At 60.6% G+C, this 17,838-nt stretch carries 17 protein-coding genes and 1 pseudogene; 17 read left to right on the top strand and 1 reads right to left on the bottom strand.

Features of this window, described 5'->3' with window-relative positions; translation table 11 throughout:
* From G489_RS22755 to G489_RS0109665, 9 genes and pseudogenes are all read left to right on the top strand, one after another.
* A pseudogene (locus G489_RS22755) lies at positions 1-165 on the top strand (sulfurtransferase); the annotation flags it as partial.
* A gap of 109 nt (positions 166-274) precedes the next feature.
* A complete protein-coding gene (locus tag G489_RS0109700; protein WP_029041384.1) occupies positions 275-1,504 on the top strand; it encodes a YeeE/YedE family protein in 1,230 nt (409 codons plus the stop codon).
* 297 nt (positions 1,505-1,801) lie between these two features.
* A complete protein-coding gene (locus G489_RS0109695; RefSeq protein ID WP_029041383.1) occupies positions 1,802-2,389 on the top strand; it encodes a DUF6969 family protein in 588 nt (195 codons plus the stop codon).
* 268 nt (positions 2,390-2,657) lie between these two features.
* On the top strand, positions 2,658-3,494 hold the full coding sequence (locus G489_RS0109690; RefSeq protein WP_029041382.1) for a MurR/RpiR family transcriptional regulator: 837 nt from the start codon (positions 2,658-2,660) through the stop codon (positions 3,492-3,494).
* A 27-nt stretch (positions 3,495-3,521) separates the two neighbouring features.
* Positions 3,522-4,637: an ABC transporter substrate-binding protein gene (locus G489_RS0109685; RefSeq protein WP_035872213.1), complete on the top strand. Its 1,116-nt coding sequence runs from the start codon at positions 3,522-3,524 to the stop codon at positions 4,635-4,637.
* Positions 4,638-4,710: 73 nt separating this feature from the next.
* Positions 4,711-6,456, top strand: coding sequence for an ABC transporter permease (locus G489_RS0109680; protein ID WP_029041380.1), 1,746 nt, complete (start codon positions 4,711-4,713; stop codon positions 6,454-6,456).
* A gap of 8 nt (positions 6,457-6,464) precedes the next feature.
* The gene (locus G489_RS0109675; RefSeq protein WP_029041379.1) at positions 6,465-7,523 is read left to right on the top strand and encodes an ABC transporter ATP-binding protein; all 1,059 of its coding nucleotides are present in this window, start codon (positions 6,465-6,467) and stop codon (positions 7,521-7,523) included.
* A complete protein-coding gene (locus G489_RS0109670) occupies positions 7,523-8,128 on the top strand; it encodes a histidine phosphatase family protein (protein WP_245578871.1) in 606 nt (201 codons plus the stop codon). Before G489_RS0109675 ends, G489_RS0109670 begins: the two co-directional genes overlap by 1 nt.
* A complete protein-coding gene (locus G489_RS0109665; RefSeq protein WP_029041377.1) occupies positions 8,128-9,051 on the top strand; it encodes a calcium/sodium antiporter in 924 nt (307 codons plus the stop codon). The genes G489_RS0109670 and G489_RS0109665 overlap by 1 nt, the downstream gene beginning before the upstream one ends.
* A gap of 199 nt (positions 9,052-9,250) precedes the next feature.
* Here G489_RS0109665 and G489_RS0109660 read toward each other — a convergent pair whose 3' ends face one another.
* Positions 9,251-10,120 (bottom strand): MurR/RpiR family transcriptional regulator, encoded by an 870-nt coding sequence (locus tag G489_RS0109660; protein WP_029041376.1) that lies wholly within the window; start codon positions 10,118-10,120, stop codon positions 9,251-9,253.
* Positions 10,121-10,495: 375 nt separating this feature from the next.
* Here G489_RS0109660 and G489_RS0109655 point away from each other — a divergent pair, with 375 nt between their 5' ends.
* The 8 genes from G489_RS0109655 to G489_RS0109620 all read left to right on the top strand — a co-directional run bounded on the left by G489_RS0109655 (position 10,496) and on the right by G489_RS0109620 (position 17,831).
* Positions 10,496-11,368 carry a DUF6772 family protein gene (locus tag G489_RS0109655; RefSeq protein WP_155889351.1) on the top strand — a complete coding sequence of 291 codons (873 nt, stop codon included), beginning with the start codon at positions 10,496-10,498 and terminating at the stop codon, positions 11,366-11,368.
* On the top strand, positions 11,361-11,693 hold the full coding sequence (locus G489_RS0109650) for a hypothetical protein (RefSeq protein ID WP_029041374.1): 333 nt from the start codon (positions 11,361-11,363) through the stop codon (positions 11,691-11,693). The genes G489_RS0109655 and G489_RS0109650 overlap by 8 nt, the downstream gene beginning before the upstream one ends.
* Positions 11,694-12,611, top strand: a complete 918-nt coding sequence (locus tag G489_RS19930; protein WP_051332500.1) for an NAD(P)-dependent oxidoreductase — start codon at positions 11,694-11,696, stop codon at positions 12,609-12,611.
* 46 nt (positions 12,612-12,657) lie between these two features.
* The gene (locus tag G489_RS0109640) at positions 12,658-13,923 is read left to right on the top strand and encodes an ABC transporter substrate-binding protein (RefSeq protein WP_029041373.1); all 1,266 of its coding nucleotides are present in this window, start codon (positions 12,658-12,660) and stop codon (positions 13,921-13,923) included.
* Between the two features lie 135 nt (positions 13,924-14,058).
* Positions 14,059-14,862: a carbohydrate ABC transporter permease gene (locus G489_RS0109635; RefSeq protein ID WP_245578866.1), complete on the top strand. Its 804-nt coding sequence runs from the start codon at positions 14,059-14,061 to the stop codon at positions 14,860-14,862.
* Positions 14,855-15,682 carry a carbohydrate ABC transporter permease gene (locus G489_RS0109630; protein ID WP_029041371.1) on the top strand — a complete coding sequence of 276 codons (828 nt, stop codon included), beginning with the start codon at positions 14,855-14,857 and terminating at the stop codon, positions 15,680-15,682. Before G489_RS0109635 ends, G489_RS0109630 begins: the two co-directional genes overlap by 8 nt.
* 32 nt (positions 15,683-15,714) lie before the next feature.
* A complete protein-coding gene (locus G489_RS19925) occupies positions 15,715-17,133 on the top strand; it encodes an aldehyde dehydrogenase family protein (RefSeq protein ID WP_051332499.1) in 1,419 nt (472 codons plus the stop codon).
* Positions 17,133-17,831 (top strand): SDR family NAD(P)-dependent oxidoreductase, encoded by a 699-nt coding sequence (locus G489_RS0109620; protein WP_035872211.1) that lies wholly within the window; start codon positions 17,133-17,135, stop codon positions 17,829-17,831. The genes G489_RS19925 and G489_RS0109620 overlap by 1 nt, the downstream gene beginning before the upstream one ends.
* Positions 17,832-17,838 lie beyond the last annotated feature (7 nt).

Genomic DNA, 17,838 nt, shown 5'->3' with positions numbered 1-17,838 from the left:
GTTGGCCTTGGCGCGGATGAGGCGAACATCGTCTTCTGCAATACCGGTCATTGGGCTTCGGTGGTGTGGTTCGGACTGTCGGAACTGCAGGGCAACAAGAACACCTCAATGTATGATGGATCCATGGCGGCCTGGACACAGGACGAATCCCGTCCCGTCCAGTGACCCCGGAAGACTTCATCTGATCGCATCAAACTGGCCCCGGTTCACGCCGGGGCCAGATTGGTGATCTGTCCGAATTCGGGCTTGCCCGGAAAGCGAGAATTTTAAGGTCATGTCTGACGCGACAATCAATGAAGGTGCCGATAGCCGTCCGGTTTTCCTGCCCCCGGTTAGTGCGGATCGCCTGCCACTTGCAGTGGTTGCCGCCGCGCTGGTTGCGGGCTTTGTCGTTCTCACAGTGCTGGTCGATCTGCGACAGGCGGCTCTATTCCTGGTTGGCGGATTGCTGGGTGCCACGCTGTTCCATGCTTCATTCGGGTTCACCGGTGGATGGCGGCGCCTGGTCGTTGAACGCCGCGGTCGGGGTGTGCGGGCACAGATGCTCATGATTGGAGTTGCCGCGATTGCGATGATCCCCCTGATTGCCGCCGGCAATCTCGGCGGGCAGGCTCTTGTGGGCGCGACCGCCCCGGTCGGCGTATCGGTGCTGGTCGGTGCGGCGATTTTCGGGCTGGGCATGCAACTTGGTGGCGGCTGCGGTTCCGGCACCTTGTTCACGGTCGGTGGTGGATCGTCCCGCATGCTGGTCACACTGATCTTTTTCATCCTTGGCGCGCTCATCGGTACTGCCCATTTGCCCTGGTGGTTGGGCCAGCCTTCACTGCCCGCGATTGCCCTTGGCGATGTCTTCGGCACAGGCGTTGCAATCGCCGTTACACTGGCCGGGCTGGCTGCCGTGGCTGCAGTCACCGTCCTGATCGAAAGGCGCTCTCACGGGGCGCTCGAGCAAGAGCCGGCGCCACGCCGTGAAGGGTGGACCTGGTTGCTGCGGGGCCCCTGGCCGCTGGCTGGGGCAGGCTTGCTGCTGGCCGTGCTCAACGTGGCTACGCTGTTGATTGCCGGGCATCCCTGGTCGGTCACTTTTGGATTCGGGCTATGGGGCGCCAAACTTGCCCAGGCGGCGGGTGTTCCTGTGTCGAGCTGGGAATTCTGGACCTGGCCCGGTCCCCAACAGGCGCTCACCCATTCAGTCCTGGCAGACACGGTTTCGGTTCTCAATTTCGGGGTCATTCTGGGGGCTGCTGCCGCTGCTTGCTTCGCAGGCAAGTTTGCACCCAAGGTAGTCGTGCCCCTGATGTCCTTTGCGGCCGCGGCCATCGGTGGGATCCTGATGGGATATGGAGCCAGATTGTCCTTTGGCTGCAATATTGGCGCGCTGTTCTCCGGGATCGCTTCGGGAAGCGTGCATGGCTGGCTTTGGTTTGCTGCCGCCTTCGCGGGCTCATATATCGGTGTCTGGGCGCGGCCCCTTTTCGGACTTGATGGGTTGAAACGGTCATGAGCAACACACGCAATACATTGCTCTTTGGTGCAGCGCTGGCCGTCACAACAGCCGCGGTCGCTGCGGACCATGCCACACACCCGGTACCCAGGGCCCAGCCAGCTATGACCAGCAGCACAGGCGGCGGCAGTGCACCCTGTTCTGCCGGTGCGCCTCGGGCCACCGCGCCCTGCTCGGCTGCTGCGCCCGCAACCCCGTCTGCAAATTCCGCGCCACCACCCCCGCCAGCGGCCAAGCCGTCCGAGGCGGCAGAGAAGGCAGCGCCGCCGCCGCCACCGCTCAAGCGTGACGATCAGGATGGGTGACATCGAACGGGCCAAGGCAGAGATCGCCTATTGCGAGGCAATACTCGCCAAGAGCGGCCTCAACGTGGTTGGTGAGACTCTACGGGACGCCGATGCAGTGACAGTCTGGGAGCATTATCCGGCAGGTGACGTGTTCGATCCGGAGACCGGTGCCCAGTGGTATTATCATTCGCATGAAACGGGCGAGGAAGGTGCGGAGCACGGACATTTCCATTGTTTCCTGCGGCCAAAGGGACAGGACGGTCCCATCCATCACCTGATCGCGATTGGTGTCGACGATCGCGGGCGCCCCTTGCGGCTCTTCACGGTCAACCAATGGGTTGTCGATGACGACTGGCTGGATGCCGCGGGCACGATCGCGCTCCTTGATCGATTCGATGTCAGCCTGGCGAGGCCTTCCTTCCTGGTGAACCGGTGGCTGACGGCACACTTCACCGCCTATACCGCCGAAATGGCGGCGCTGGTGCGCGAGCGCGACGCAAGACTGGCGAGCCACAAGCCCGTCGGCGGTGTAGATTCACGGTCTGACCGTTCGCTGGAAGTGACTTCAGAAATGGTGCTTCCAACCCTTGCCGGCTAACACCTATCGACCAGATTATCGAGGTTGATACCAACATGGGCCTCGCTCCCGAGGGGCCGAGGGAGTTTGCTTCCGCGATCTGCGCCGACTTCACCGAATTGACCTGTTTTTTTGTGCTTCGGACGAGGAGAAGCCAGGCTTCAAGCCGGGCGCAGGTCGATGCAAATGAATTTGCAGAATCGAAATTTCGAAAAAGTGCTTGCAAATCACGTGAGGTAATGCAAATCTTCCTGCACATTGATCGAATGTGAAGGAAAGTTTTCAGGCGATGGCCTTTGCCCAGCAAATTCAGCAGAGAGCGGAAAGCCTCACACCTTCTGAGCGGCGGCTGGTTTCCTCCGTGCTTGATCAGCCCCGGACTGCAGCGCTGAGTACGGTGACCGAACTGGCCAAGGGGGCCGGGGTGCATGAGGCCACCGTCTCTCGCCTGGCCCGCAAGCTTGGATATTCGGGGTTTGCCGCGTTCCGCCAGGCGCTTCAGGAAGAGTTCATTCCGAGCCAGGAAACCGCGACCCGCCTGAAAAAGACCATTGATACCGCAGGCGAGGAAGGTGTTCTCGGAACCCTTGTCGCCCATGAGGTGGAGGGCCTTTCAAAGCTTGGGCAGCACGTTGATGACGATGCCGTCACAGCGGTGGCGCGGGCGTTGATGAGCGCCCGCAAGATCTTCATTTTTGGGCACGGAAATGCGGAAATCCTGGCGCTGATGATGGCCAAGCGGTTCCGCCGCTTTGGCCGCGATGTCCACTTGTTGGCCGGCGATGCGCGTGAACTGGCCGAGCAGGCACTGGGCATGGGGGCACAGGACGTGCTCTTGGCCTACGCGTTTCGCCGGCCGCACCGACAATATGCCCCGTTGATGGGGTTGGCAGCCGAAGCCGGTACAAGAACCATCGTGATCTCCGGATCGTCCGGCCATGTACTGGTTCCGGCGCCCGATCAACTCCTGAGCGCGCCGCGGGGCGGCGATGCGCAGGGCTTCCAGACCTTGACCGTACCGATGGCGATCTCGAATGCGATCGTCATTGCCGCCGGGGCGCTCGACGAAAAAGCGTCTCTGAAAACGCTCGACAGGCTGGGGAGTCTCATCGAGCGCTTCGACTGAAGTAGACTGAAATTGGGAGGAACCATCATGAACGTCCGCTTCGCGGCGGTTGGCATCGCTGTGCTTATGACAGCATCCACCGCTTTTGCTCAGGATCTCGACCAGCTGAGCGCTGAAGACCTGCTACCTCATGCGCAAGCCGAGGGAACGGTAACCGTATATTCCTTCACCAGCCGTATCTCACGCGTCGAAACCGCCTTCGAAGAGGCCTATCCGGAAATCGACCTTCAGGGGTTTGACATTTCCTCGACCGAGCAGATTGCCAGGCTCAAGGCGGAAAGCGCCGCCGGGGTCGCCAATGCAGATGTCGTCTATATCTCCGACGCACCGGTCGTTCTGACCGAACTGCTGGCTGAGGACATTATCCGGCCTTATGTGCCCCCGCGGGTCGAAGACCGGGTACCCGAGAACTTCAAATGGCCGCTTCTGGCCCAGCGCCTTTCCACCAAGGTGCTGATGTATAATGAAGAGGCCAATCCGGACGGCGCGCCCGTCTCCAATCTCTGGGAACTCACCACCGGGGACTGGACTGGCCGGGTGGTTATGGTCGATCCGCTGCAGCGCGGAGACTATCTCGATCTCATGACCGAGATCGTGCTGCAATCGGATGCCATGGCTGAAGCCTATGAGGCGCAGTTCGGCTCGGCCATCGAACTCGGCGACGCTGCCAATGCCGGTGAAAGGTTCATCATGGATCTGTTCGCGAACGATTTGATCCTTGTTGGGTCGACCGACGATGTGAACGCTGCCGTCGGCAAGTTGGGCCAGGACAATCCGCCCATCGGCTTCACGAGCTATTCCGATCGCCGCGACAATGAAGAAGAAGGCTGGGCCTTGCAGGTGGCCAATGACGTCGATCCTGCGCCTGGGATCATCTTCCCCGCCGTGATCGCGATCGCGACCGATGCAGCCCATCCTGCCGCCGCGCGGCTGGTGATCGACTTCCTGATGGGTGATGAAAGCGAAACCGGCGGACCGGGCTTCGCACCGTTCTATGTGCCGGGCGACTATGCCACGCGCACCGATATCACCCCGCATCCGGACGCCGTCTCCCTTGATGACTTCCGCGCCTGGCGTTTGGCGCCGCTGGAAACCGCCAAGATCCGCGCCGATGTCGGCGACCTGATCCTGACGCTTCAGTAAAATAAACTGGTCCCGGGCGGCTCGGTCCGCCCGGCGACCCCGTTAGCCGAATATCTAGAAAGGAAGTCCGGGTATGGCGAACGCCGTTCTCGACCATGCCGGCCGCCGGGTGTATTTCCGGCAGGGAACCATCCTCAAGGCCGTCGTGCTGGCATTGCTGACCATGCTGATCGTGCTTCCGCTGGTCAGCACCGTTGCGGCAACCTTCGCGCCCGGGGCGATTGCGGCCTGGAACGACGTCCTGTTCAGCCGCCTGTCGCGCAACCTGTTTTACAGGCCCCTGACCAACACGCTGGTCATCGGTGTGGCTGTGTCGCTGAGCTGCGTCTTGCTGGGCGGGTTCCTGGCGTGGCTGGTTGTGATGACCAACGTGCCCTATCGCAGGGTAATCGGTGCGATGGCCACCTTGCCCTTCATGATCCCCTCATTTGCTGCGGCTCTCGCCTGGGGTACCCTGTTCCGTAACGACCGCGTCGGCGGCCAGGTCGGATTTCTTCAGGGGCTGGGCCTTGATATTCCCGACTGGCTGTCCTGGGGCATGGCGCCAACCCTGATCGTTCTGACGCTGCATTACTTCTCACTGGCGTTCACCGTCATCGCCGCGGCGCTGGCCACCGTGAACTCGGATCTCGTCGAGGCCGCTCAGATCGCGGGTGCCAAAGGACGGCGCATCGTTCTCGGCATCGTTCTGCCGGTCGCAATGCCGGCACTGATCGCCGGTGGATCCCTGTGCTTTGCCGGTGCGGTGTCGAATTTCGCCACGCCGGCACTGCTCGGCCTGCCGGTGCGCATGCAAACCCTGTCGACTCGCCTGTTCGGCATGATCGAGGTCGGACAGACCGCGCGCGGCTACGTCATCGGTATCCTGCTGGTGTTGATCTCCGCTGCGCTGTTGTGGGCGGGCAACCGGTTCGTTTCCGGCCGCCGGTCCTATGCCACGATCACCGGAAAGGGCGGGCGCGCCAAACGCTTCGATCTCGGCCCGGCCCGCTGGCCAGTGTTTGTCCTTGCCATGGTGCCATTGATTGCGGCCACCATAGTCCCGGCGGTGGTGCTGCTGGCGTCGAGCTTTGCGCCATCATCGGCGGAACTGTTTTCAAACTGGACCGCACATTACTGGATCGGACGGTCCGATCCGGCATTCGCCCAGGGTACGCCGGGTATCGTTCACAACCCCGATATTGTGCGGGCATTGGGTGTCACCATCGGGCTCGGCGTGTCGGTCGCGGTAACCGGCATGATGATCGGGCTGCTGACGTCCTTCACAACCGCGCGCTATCGCTCCGGCTTTGTTTCCGCCGCGATTACCCAGATCAGCTTTCTGCCGCTCCTGGTGCCCGGTATCGCATTTGGCGCCGCCTATATTGCCTACCTCGGTGCGCCGATTGGCCCGTTCCCGGCCCTTTACGGCACGTTTCTTCTCCTGGTGATCGCCGCAACCGCCTATCTGCTGCCGTTTTCTGCGCAAACCGGCCGCGCTGTCATTCAGCAGGTGTCCGGAGAACTGGAGGAGGCGGCCCGCCTCACAGGTGCGGGCTTTTTGCGCCGGCTCGGGGCGATCACCTTCCCGCTCGCGGTCAGGGGGCTCACGGCGGGCGGCATTCTGATCTTTGTCAAGATCGTGCGCGACCTGTCGCTCGTAGTCCTCTTGTTCACGCCGACCATGCCGGTGATGTCCGTTCTCGCCTATCGCTACGCTTCGGAGGGCTTCGCCCAGTTCGCGAACGCCATCACCGTCGTCATTCTCATCCTGTCGGTTGCGGCCACGCTGATCGCCAACCGGCTTCAATCCAAATCCCAGCCCTGGCTGAACAACTGATCAAGGCTATGCTCGAACTCAAATCACTCACAAAACGGTTTGGCGAATTCACCGCGGTGGATAATGCCTCGCTTTCGGTGCCCGACGGCGCATTCCTCGTTCTTCTGGGACCGTCGGGCTGCGGCAAGACCACGCTGTTGCGCATGCTGGCCGGGCTCGAAATCCCGAGCCGCGGACAGATCGTCTTTGACGGGCAAGTGGTCTCCGACGGGGACAAGAGCTGGTCCGTCGAGCCTGCGAAGCGCAATTCGGGGCTGGTGTTTCAGTCCTACGCCCTTTGGCCGCATATGTCCGTGCGCGGCAATGTCGAATGGCCGCTCAAGGTTGCCGGCATGTCGGCTGACGAGCGCGCAGCGCGCGTTGGTGAAGTCCTGAAGATGCTCGACATCGCGGCGCTTGCCGACCGTTATCCGAACGAGATTTCCGGCGGGCAGCAGCAGCGGGTCGCGATTGCGCGCACCATTGCGCCGAAGCCGGGCGTTCTCCTGTTTGACGAGCCGCTGTCCAATCTGGATGCCCGGCTCAGAATAGAAATGCGGACCGAACTCCTGCGCCTGCACCGGGCGACCGGCGCAACGACAGTCTATGTCACTCACGACCAGATCGAGGCCATGACCATGGCGTCCCACGTCGCGGTGATGAACGCCGGCCGGATCGAGCAGTTTGGCGCGCCGCTCGACCTGGTCGAACAGCCGGCGACGGCGTTCGTTGCGACTTTCGTGGGTACGCCGCCCAACAATCTGGTTCCGGTCGAAGCGGGTAGGGACGGCTGTGTCGTGCATGGCAAGATCATGCCCTTTTCACCGCCGGAGGGTGCCGTGACCGCGCTCTTTCCGGCAGATGACATCACCATTGCCGAGGGCGAAGGGCCTAGGACCCTGGACATGGAACTGGCGGAGTTCTCGCCCATCGCCGGGCGCGTCATGGTCACCTCGCTTGATCGGGGGCTGCGGATCACGTCGATCCTCGACGAAAGGCCGCCTGTGGGGGTGGGCGAACGCATTCACCTCAGCCTGCCGGCACAACCTGTCGCCTGGTTCGATGCTGCCGGGCAAAGGTTGGGCTGATGCGGGTGCTCCTCATCAGACACGGGCAATCGGAATGGAATGCCAGCAAGCGGCTGCAGGGACAGGCCGACATCTCGCTTTCGGAAACGGGACGCCGCCAGGCCTCGGCCTTGCGCGAGGTTCTTGCCGAGATCCGGCCGGACCGCGCCATCGGGTCAGACCTCAAGCGGGTGCGCGAAACCGTAGAACGGGCTTGGTCCGGAGAGGTCGAGTTCACCCCGGGACTGAGGGAAATCGATGTCGGCGACTGGACGGGCCGCGCGGTGCCGGAACTGATCGATGCCGAACCGCTGTACTATGCGGGGTGGCGGGCCGGGACGCATACACCGCCGGGCGGCGAAAGCTGGGCAGACTTCAAGCAGCGCGTTTCCGCGGTAATCGACCGCAATGGCAGGCTCGCATCCCACGATAATCTTCTGGTCGCCTGTCATGGCGGTGTGATCAGGGCGGTGCTGGACCACTATCTTGGCCTTGAACCGCGCCATATCATCCCCGTTGCGCCAGCCAGCCTGACCGCGATCAGGGTGCCGGGGGATGGCGGTCCGGCGCGCCTCGAACTGTTCAACTACCGGCCAACAGGACTTGATTTCGAGGCGCCGGACTGATGATCACGGCGATTGCTGCCCTTCTTGCCGGGGGAGCGCTTTTGTATTTTGGCGGCAACTGGCTGGTCGACGGCGCGGTGGACTTGGCACAGCGGCTTGGAATTTCCTCGGTTCTCGTCGCCATTGTCGTCGTCGGTTTCGGGACCTCACTGCCTGAGCTCATTGTTTCGGTCACAGCGGTGACGGATGACGCTGACGCCATCGCCATGGGCAATGTGGTCGGCTCGAATATTGCCAATCTGCTTTTTGTTCTAGCTGCCAGCGCGCTGATCCTTCCGATCACCATTCCGCGTATCTGCCTTCGGCTCGACGGCCTGGCCATGGGTCTGAGCGCAGCACTTCTGGCAGCGCTATGTGTTGATGGCGCGCTCACATGGTTGGACGGGCTGATACTCTGCGGGGCTCTATTGGCCTTCGTGTTTGTCCGTACCATTCTCGACCGCGCCGGGGATGAGGTGACGCTTGAAGGGGGCATGCCGGGACTTGCCACGGCTGGTGCGATCTGCGGTGGGCTTTTGGCGTTGCCGCTCGGGGCGCATCTGTTCGTGTTCGGCGGGGTCGAGCTCGCCCGGGCGCTGGGCGTGAGCGAGGCAGTGATCGGCTTGAGCGTCGTGGCGCTGGGCACTTCGCTCCCCGAGTTTGCGACCTGTATCGCGGCAGCCGTCAAACGCCAGTCCGGCGTCATTGTCGGCAATATCCTGGGCAGCAATGTCTTCAATTCAACCCTGGTGATCGGGGGCGCCGCCCTGGCCGAAACGATCTCCGTCGACCCGATCTTCACCCGATCGGTCCTTTGGATCATGATATTCGCAACCGCGCTCAGCCTGTTCTTCATGTGGACAGGCGCCCGGCTCAACCGAGCCGAGGGCCTGGTGATGCTCGCTCTTTATATCGGTGGGGTGGCCGGTCTTGCCTGGCTCTAGGGCCCGGGAAGGGAACTTGCTGATCTGGCGACGCGCTGGCGATAGGGACCCTGCTTCAATGATGCTCAAACAGCCTAAAACCTTCAAACGATTCGTAGCGCCACATTTGCAGAATGTTGTGGCCTCGGCAGTCCCTCGACGCCTAGCGCCTCCGGTGTACCGGTGCAGTCGGCCTTTGATGTCCGCCAACCGCATCTGATCACTCGTTGGTCGGGATCCAGTATTCGTTGGTTGCCAGTCTCGACCGGCGCAGGCGTTCGATCATCGGTTCGCCGACATTGATGGCGAGGATCGTTGTGAGGATGTCGATCACCATCAGATGGGCGATGCGAGTGGAGGATGAGGAATAAAGGAAAGTCTGCTCGTCAGAATCGACGTTGATCAGAATATCGGCTTCCTGGGCCAGCGCCGATGTCGAGCGAGAGATGACGATGACCTTGGCGCCCACCCGTCTGGCCAGCCTGGCCACATCGACGGTCTCCTTGCTCTGGCCGGCAAAGGACATGATGAGTGCAGCGTCGCCGGCTTCCATTGAAGCTGCCGCCTGTAGTTGCATATGCGGATCTGCCATCGCGATGGCGCAATAGCCCATGCGGGCAAGGCGGTGCTGAACCTCAGCAGCGACGAAGTTCGATTGCGCAATGCCGCATATGTCGATCCTGCGTGCACTGCCGATGACCTCTGCCGCTGCCACCACCTGATCGTAGTTGAGTTGGCTCTTGACCAGGTTGAGCTGCTTCATGGCCGTGCCCAGCATCTTGTCACCGACAATCTGGGGCGTGTCGATCATGCTGACATCGGCGTCAACAAATGGCATTCCCGTGGCGACATCGGTCGCCAGGGCGAGTTTGAGATCTGTAAATCCACCAAGACCAAGTTGACGGCAGAACCGGAGAACGGTCGGTTCGCTGACGCCCGCCTTGTCCGAAAGAGCCGCGATGCTCATCCGCATCACCTTTTCGGGTTCGCTGATCACGATCTCCCCGACCTTCTGCTCCGACGGCCGCATCTCGTCCAGATTACGAATAATATAGGCGGACAGCGAAGATCTGGTCTTCCCCTCGTTCATAGGTACGCCCTCTTTGTGGTTTTCCTACATCTATATAAATTGAAACTGACGCACAACATAAACTGCTATTTGTTCAAATGCTTTGTGCCAATGTTTTCGATGCAACGAAATTTATATTCAATTTCCGCGACCTTCAGATTGAAAACACGTTGGTTAGTAAAACTACATGATTTGAACTTCTGACACAAGTGGATGTTTTGCGGCCGTGTATGTTCCGAAGGCCGTATCAGAACTTTTAGTCATTTAAAATCAATATTTTAAGTCGCAAAACAGGCGTGAATCCGGATGTGGACATCCGTTTTTTCCGCAGAGCCGATTGACTCCCGATCCGAACAGGAGTTAGTAAAACAACATCACTGAGAGAGGTTCATGATTATGTCTACACGACCGGCTCACTGGGGCGACCCGGAGCTGTCCAAGTTCGACCCGCTTCCCAGGATTATGGCGTATGACAAGTTCTCCGACGGGATGCGCGGGTACACGGCGCTTGTGGGTAACTACGAGTACACGCTCGACAATGTGCTCCCGGGTTTTCGGGACATGAACCAGCCGATGCTGAGCAATGGCAGTCACTGGGAAACCGGCACGCATGGCGCGCTCAGTGGAACCTATGCGCTGAAGATTGCATCGCGTCCGCGTCCACGCTCGGTCAATATGGCGCTCAAGCGGATGACATTCCGCAAGGCCTGTCCAATCCAGATCGAAGCTTATTTCGCGATCAAGCCAGAGGCTACCGAACTGCTTTTGTCTGACCTTGATGTCGGTGCCTTCGGCCTGGTGCTCGACCTGCAGGATAACGAGCGCAGGATCATGCCGCATGTCCGTTATCTGAATGCACTCGGTGGCGAGCGGCAGCAGAAGTGGCAGTACAAGAGCGTGCTGGAGATGCCGCACGAGGTTGGCGGTGACGCTTCCACGGGTGAGACCCGTTCGCATCATCATTTTGGCGCCGATGGCTGGGTCGACGTCCCGGGGGGTGCGCAGGAGCTCTGCTATAATGAGGTGCCGACCAAATATAACTGGCACTATTTCAAGCTCGGCTTCGACCTGGCGTCCATGAGCTTCACCCATTTGCAGTGCAATGACCGGGTTTTCGATGTTTCGACCCTCGAGCCAATGCGCATGGGTGCGTGGCCCAATCTCAACTGCATGCTGAACGTCTGCTGGACCATCGAAAGCGACAGCAACAAACGCGCTTTTCTCTACCTGGACTCGGTCCTTGTTTCGGGAGACTGGGCCGATGCGTGAATCGATTTCCGCCGTTGTCGCCCGAAACGACGTCTGGGAAGGCGTTGCCGCCAGCGAACCCTATGAGGTGGCCTGGGCCTCCGAGGCCGTGATCTTTCTGCGAAATCTCGCATCGACGGGAACACCGGAAACAGCCCGGGCCTGGGTGCAGATCTCTCCTGACGGGCTTCATTGGACAGATGAGGGAACGCTGCTCGCGATCCCAAGAGAGGGCGATCTGACCAGCGTTCGCATCCGCGGCTTCGGCGCGTATCTGCGCGTGATGACCGTTCTACCTGAAGGGTCGAGCTTCAAGGCCCTGCTTACGTTTTCGCTGAAGGAGTAGATGAACATGCCAGCGAACAAGAAGATCGGATTTATCGGGCTTGGCGCGATGGGGCGCGGCCTGGCCGGCAATCTTACCAAAGCCGGATATGACGTTGTCGTCTGGGACAGAATGCCCGCTGCAGCCGAGGCTTTTGCCGCGCGTACGGGCGCACAGATTGCCGCTGGTCCCGCGGAGCTCGGTGCGCAGGTCGATGTCGCCATTTCCATGGTGCCGGACGCGCCGGATGTGCGCTCGATCACCCTCGAGGCCGGCGGGCTCATCGAGAGTGGCAACAAGGACTTCATCTATATCGACATGAGCACGATCGATCCCACGACCTCGCGTGAGGTCGGTTCAGCACTGGCCGAGGTCGGGATCAAGATGATCGATTCTCCCGTCGGCAGAGGCGTTGCCGAGGCCGAGGCGGGGACAGTGACCTTCATGGTTGGCGGCGAGCCGGACGTCTTGTCGGAGGTCCGGCCGATTCTCGAGGTCATGTCCTCGGAGATTCTGCATGTCGGCCCGTTGGGTGCCGGCTCTGCCATCAAGCTGGTCAACAATTTCCTCGGCGGCGGGATCATCGCCACGATCGCGGAGGCGCTGGCACTGGGCGTCAAATCGGGTCTTACCGTCGAGCAGATCATCGATCTGTCCGACCGTACCGGAACATTCAACAAGATCCTCAATACGGTTCTGCCGTCCAAGGCTTTCCTTGCGGACTACACCCCGGGGTTTGCCTCCAGGTTGGCCGCGAAAGATCAGCGGCTTGCGCTGAAACTGGGTTCGGATCTCGGAGTCGAACTGCCGGTCGGCGATGCCGTCATGGCACGCTACGCCGCGTGTGAAGAGGCGTTTCCGGATGAGGACTATATGGGCTCGGTCATGCGCCTGGTGGAAAAGCAGGCCGGTACAAAGCTTCGGTTCAAGGGACATTAGCCCGGGCCGCAACACCGCGATGCGGTGAAATCAAAGGAGGAGACCAATGAAGAAATCGATTGGACTATTGGCGCTGGCGGCGTCGCTCAGTTTGAGTGTGTTCGCCGTACCGGCATCGGCCCAGAGTATCAATGTGCTGGGTCACCGCGTTCATCAATCCGTGTCGACGGGCGAAAGCGCGGGAACGACCGGCGGTGACGTGACCGAGACCTGGCGGGCGGAAAACGGCGATATCAACTGGATTACGGCCGACGTGACGCCGATCCATGATCGCCTGTTCAGGGAAATGACCCTTGATGCGGGTAATATCGACCTGGCATTCTTCCTCAACCGTTTCGTTTCACCGGATGTCTTCGAGCTGCTGGAACCGCTCGACGGCTATCAGGCCGAAAGCCCCATTGAGGCGTTTGACGGCCTGAGTCAGGGGATGCGTGACGCCATGACTTATGACGGCAAGCTCTATGGCATCCCGTTCCGTCATGCCACGAATGCCCTTCTCTATAATTCGAAGATCCTTGCAGATCAGGGCATCGACAGCATTCCGGAGACGTTTGCCGAACTCGTCGATATGGCGATTGCCATTCACGAAAACGATCCTGAGGTGTACGGCTTTGCCAATCACTCGGGTACATCGCCGACCTTCATTCTCAACCTGGCTCTTGCTCACGGCGTTCAGTTCCTTGAGCCCGACTATACGCTGAATGCGGACACGCCGGAGTTTATCGAGACGCTCGAGACCCTGAAGCGGCTTTATGACAATGGCGGTCTGGTCCAGGATTACATTTCGGGCACGCTCGACACGATCATCGCTGACATGCAGAACGGCCGTGCGGCCCTGTCGCTCAATCCGTTCGGTCGTGTTGCGGTGCTCAACGATGCCGAGCTCTCCCGTTTCCCGGGCGACATCAAGGCGGTCGCGGTTCCGGCCGATCCCAATGGGGTGACCCCGGCTCAGACCGAGGTCTGGTACATGGTCATTCCGAAGAACTCGACCAACAAGGACCTAGCCTGGAGCCTCATTCGGGCGCTGTCCTCTCCGGATGCGACCGTGCGTGAGGCGCTCAACGGCAACGGGCCTGTCCGTCCGGCGGCCTATCAGGACCCGCGGATCGTGGAAACCAACCCGGCCGCCGAGGAGGAAGCCCTGTCGGTGGAATCCGCCAAGGTTGCGTTCCCCGGATTTGACCAGGCTGCACGAGCCCAGGAAATCCTGAGCGAGGAAGCCGATGCCATGCTGCTTGGTCGGCAGACGGCAGCGGAAGCTGCTGCCAATATGCAGGCGCGGATTTCACCGCTTCTGCCGACAAACTAACTATCCTCAAATCTCCGCATGGGCAGGTCTTCCTGCTCATGCGGAAACGCCCATCAGAGTGAACGTGCCGTCATGTATCGAATCCGACCAGTCCACCTCATATTCCTGACGCCTGCACAGGCTATGGTGACGTTCATGCTGGCCGGACCCGCCGTCTATGTGCTCTGGCTCAGTTTCACGGTTTCCAATTTCGGGCAGAACCCCCAGTTCGTGGGCTGGCAGAACTACGCTGCCATTCTAACGGACCGGTATTTCTGGACCGCGGCCTGGAACACCTTCATCGTCGTCAACGCCGTCGTCTATATCGAATTGCTTCTGGCGGTTCTGGTAGCGCTCGTGGTTGCGAGTCTGAAGACAGGCCGAATGCTCATGTTCGCCGTCGTGCTCGTGCCCTACGGGATCAGCGAAGTCGTGGGTGTGCTTTCCTGGCGGTTCCTGGCGGATCCCAGCATCGGGCTGATCACCAATACGCTTGCGCTGATCGGCATCGACTTCAACTGGACGCTCAATCCCGAGGCGGCGCTCGTGCTGATCACAACGATCAGCATCTGGCATCACCTGCCGTTCTCCTTTGTCATCATCTATGCGGCTATTATCTCGGTGCCCAATGAGCTCTATGAGGCGGCGCGGGTCGATGGCGCCACTAAGTGGCAGGAATTCTGGCTGATCACCGCACCGATCATCGTGCCGGCTGCACTGCTCGCCATCATCTTCAGGTACGTGTTCGCCTTCAGGATGTTCTCGGAGGTCTGGCTTGTGACACAGGGCGGGCCGATCCGGCTGACCGAAGTTTTGGGCACCTATCTCTATCGCACCGGATTCCGGTACTCGGATTTCGGCGGCGCCGCCGCCACAGGCTGGCTCATGGTTCTGGGCTCACTGCTCTTGGCCGCAATCTATCTCAGGGCGATCTACAGGAGCGCTTTCCGCGATGCGTAAGTTTATCGGACGATTTGGCAAGGCGCTTGCCGTTGGGCTGATCTCGGTGTGGTCGCTGTTTCCGATCGCCTATGTGGTGCTCAATGCCTTCAAGCAGCACCGGGACATCTTCGTGTTCCCGCCCGACGTGATCTTCACGCCGACCTTCGACAATTTCATCTCCATCGCAGAGGTCTATCCGCAGTTCTTCGGCTATATGCTCAACAGCCTTCTCATTTCGGTCTCGGCCACGCTCGTTTGCGTCGTCGCCTCCGCGCTTGCCGGCTATGTCTATTCCCGCTTCAGGGGCAAGGCGCTTGCCGCCAGCGCGTTCTACCTCGTGGCCATCCGGCTACTTCCCCCGCTGGTTATCACCATCCCCCTGTTTCCCTGGGTGAACATTCTGGGGCTGGCGGACACCTACTGGGTGCTGATTGCACTTTATGCGGCGTTCTGGCTGCCGCTCAACGTGCTGATCATGAAGGAATTCATCGATCAGATTCCGCGCAGCCTCGACGAGTCCGCGATCATTGACGGCGCCAGCGAATGGCAATTGCTGCGCCATATCATCCTGCCGCTTTCGGCACAGGGCATGGTGGCCTGCGCGGTCTTCGTGTTCGTGTTCTCGTGGAATGAATATGTCTATGCGTTCATCTTCACGATCCAGAACGCCAAGACGACGCCCCTTGTGCTTGCCGAGATCATGGATTCGGTGACCGGCACCAATTACGGCGTCCTTTTTGCCGCCGCCACCATTCAACTCATCCCAGTCGTTCTCCTGGTTCTCGTGCTCCAGCGTCAGCTGGTGGCGGGTCTCACCGCGGGCGCCGTGAAGGGCTAAGCCGCTCCTTATTCGATGGAAGATCAAACAGAATGCTGACTAACTGGATTTCGAACGCCGCAACGCCCTCTCATTCGGTCGAGACGATTGAAGTCATCAATCCCGCGAGCGAGGAGGTCATGGATCTCATCCCGAAGGGATCGGGCGAGGATGTCAGCGCGGCGGTGGAAGCAGCCAAAGCCGCACATGCTGGCTGGAGCGGGCTGGCCCCGGTTGAACGCAAGGCGGCGCTTTTGGCTGCTGCCGACAAGCTGATGGCCATGCATGAAGAGCTGGCGCGCCTGATCACCCAGGAAAACGGGAAGCCGCTGTTCCTTTCGCGCGGCGAAGTTGCCGGTGCCGCATCTGCCGCGCGCATGTTTGCGGAACTGTCGGTCCATTTGCGGGCGGGCAGCCAATTGGCGGCTTCCGGGCAGCTCAACTTCCAGCAGCGATACTCGCGCGGCGTCGTCGGATGTATCGTTCCCTGGAATTACCCGGTAGCGCTTGGCGTGGAAAATCTCGCCGCGGCAATCTCGGTCGGCAATACGGTGGTCTGGAAGCCTTCGGAGAAGACGCCGCTATCGTCCCGTCTCATCGTCGAGAAGGTTTTCGGCGATCTGCCGCCCGGCGTCGTCAACCTGGTTCTGGGAGACGGCACGGCGGGTGCTGCGCTGGTCGAGCATGAGGACGTCGATGCGATCCTGTTTGTGGGATCGGAAGGAACAGGCCGCCGGATCGGCGAGAGCTGCGGGCGAAATCTCAAAAAGGCCATACTGGAACTGGGCGGAAAGGATGCGCTTATCGTCGATGAAACCGTGGATGTCGCCAAGGCAGCAGCCCTGACCATCGACGCGGCCTATTTCAATGCGGGACAGCTCTGCACCGCAACCGAACGAGTCTATGTTGCGCGCCAGGTCTTCGAACCATTCGTCGAGGAAATGGTCAAACAGTCCAACGCCATTGTGCAGGATGATGGCCTGCTCGACGGGGTCGGGATGGGACCGATGGTCGATCACCTCCAGCTTGAACGCGTCATCGACCACGTTTCGGATGCCGGTGCGCATGGCGCCACGATCCATTGCGGTGGCGCGCGTCTGGACCGGAAGGGCTATTTCTTCCCGCCCACGGTTATGACCGGCATGTCAGCCGATGCGCCGATCATGGTGGAAGAGACGTTCGGACCCGTTGCCCCGATCGTGCCGTTCGACGATTTCGACGAAGCGATTGCAATGGCTAACTCCAGTCGCTTTGGGCTTGCGGGCGTGGTTTGCACCAATTCCTCGGATCGCGCGGTCAAGGTGCTGCACACGCTTCGTGCGGGCATGCTCAAGATCAACATGCCGCCGCGTAAGGCGCCCGGAGGGACATCCGAACCGGTGGGCGCAAGTGGTCTCGGTCACGGATACGGTCAGGAGCTACTTCTGGAACTTACGCGCCAGAGTTCCGTGCAGTGGAAAGGCCGGTTGTGATGGCCGCACGTGTTGCCATGGTTTCCGGCGCGTCCCGCGGTCTGGGTCTGGCTGTTGCCCACCGGTTGGCTTCTGCCGGCTGGCGGCTCAGCCTCGGCGTCAGGAACCCCGAGCGGCTGAAGGGTGATGTGCCGGGCGGTGATAATTCGATCGTTTGCACCTATGACGCGCTGCAACGGGATTCCGCGCAGCACTGGGTGGACAGCACCATCGAGCGCTTCGGTCGCGTCGATGCGGTGGTCAACAATGCCGGCACCGGTCTCAAATATGCGCTTACCGACGAGGATGAGACCGCCCTCGACACGCTGCTGGAGGTCAATCTCAAAGGACCCTTGCGGGTAACCCGTGCCGCGCTGCCCCACCTCATCGCGTCGGGTCAGGGCAGGGTGATCAACGTCTCCTCGCTGTCCGGCAAGCGGATCAACCATGCCAATGTCGGTTATGCGATGACAAAGCATGCCCTGATGGCATTGACCCATGCCACGCGCCGTATCGCCTGGGATGAGGGGGTCCGCGCTACGGCGTTGTGCCCCAGCTATATCGATACGGACTTCAATGAGGGCGTCACCGCGATCTCGAAAGACGAGATGATCCAGCCCGACGATCTCGCAGAGGCCGTGCTGCATCTCGCCAGCGCCCCGCAAACCTTCTCTGTTGCCGAACTGCTCGTGAACTGTCGGCTCGAAGACACACTATAGGAGTTAG

This window comes from Cucumibacter marinus DSM 18995 (assembly GCF_000429865.1).
GTDB classification, from domain to species: Bacteria; Pseudomonadota; Alphaproteobacteria; order Rhizobiales; family Devosiaceae; genus Cucumibacter; species Cucumibacter marinus.
This window is presented reverse-complemented; position numbering and strand designations above follow the sequence as displayed.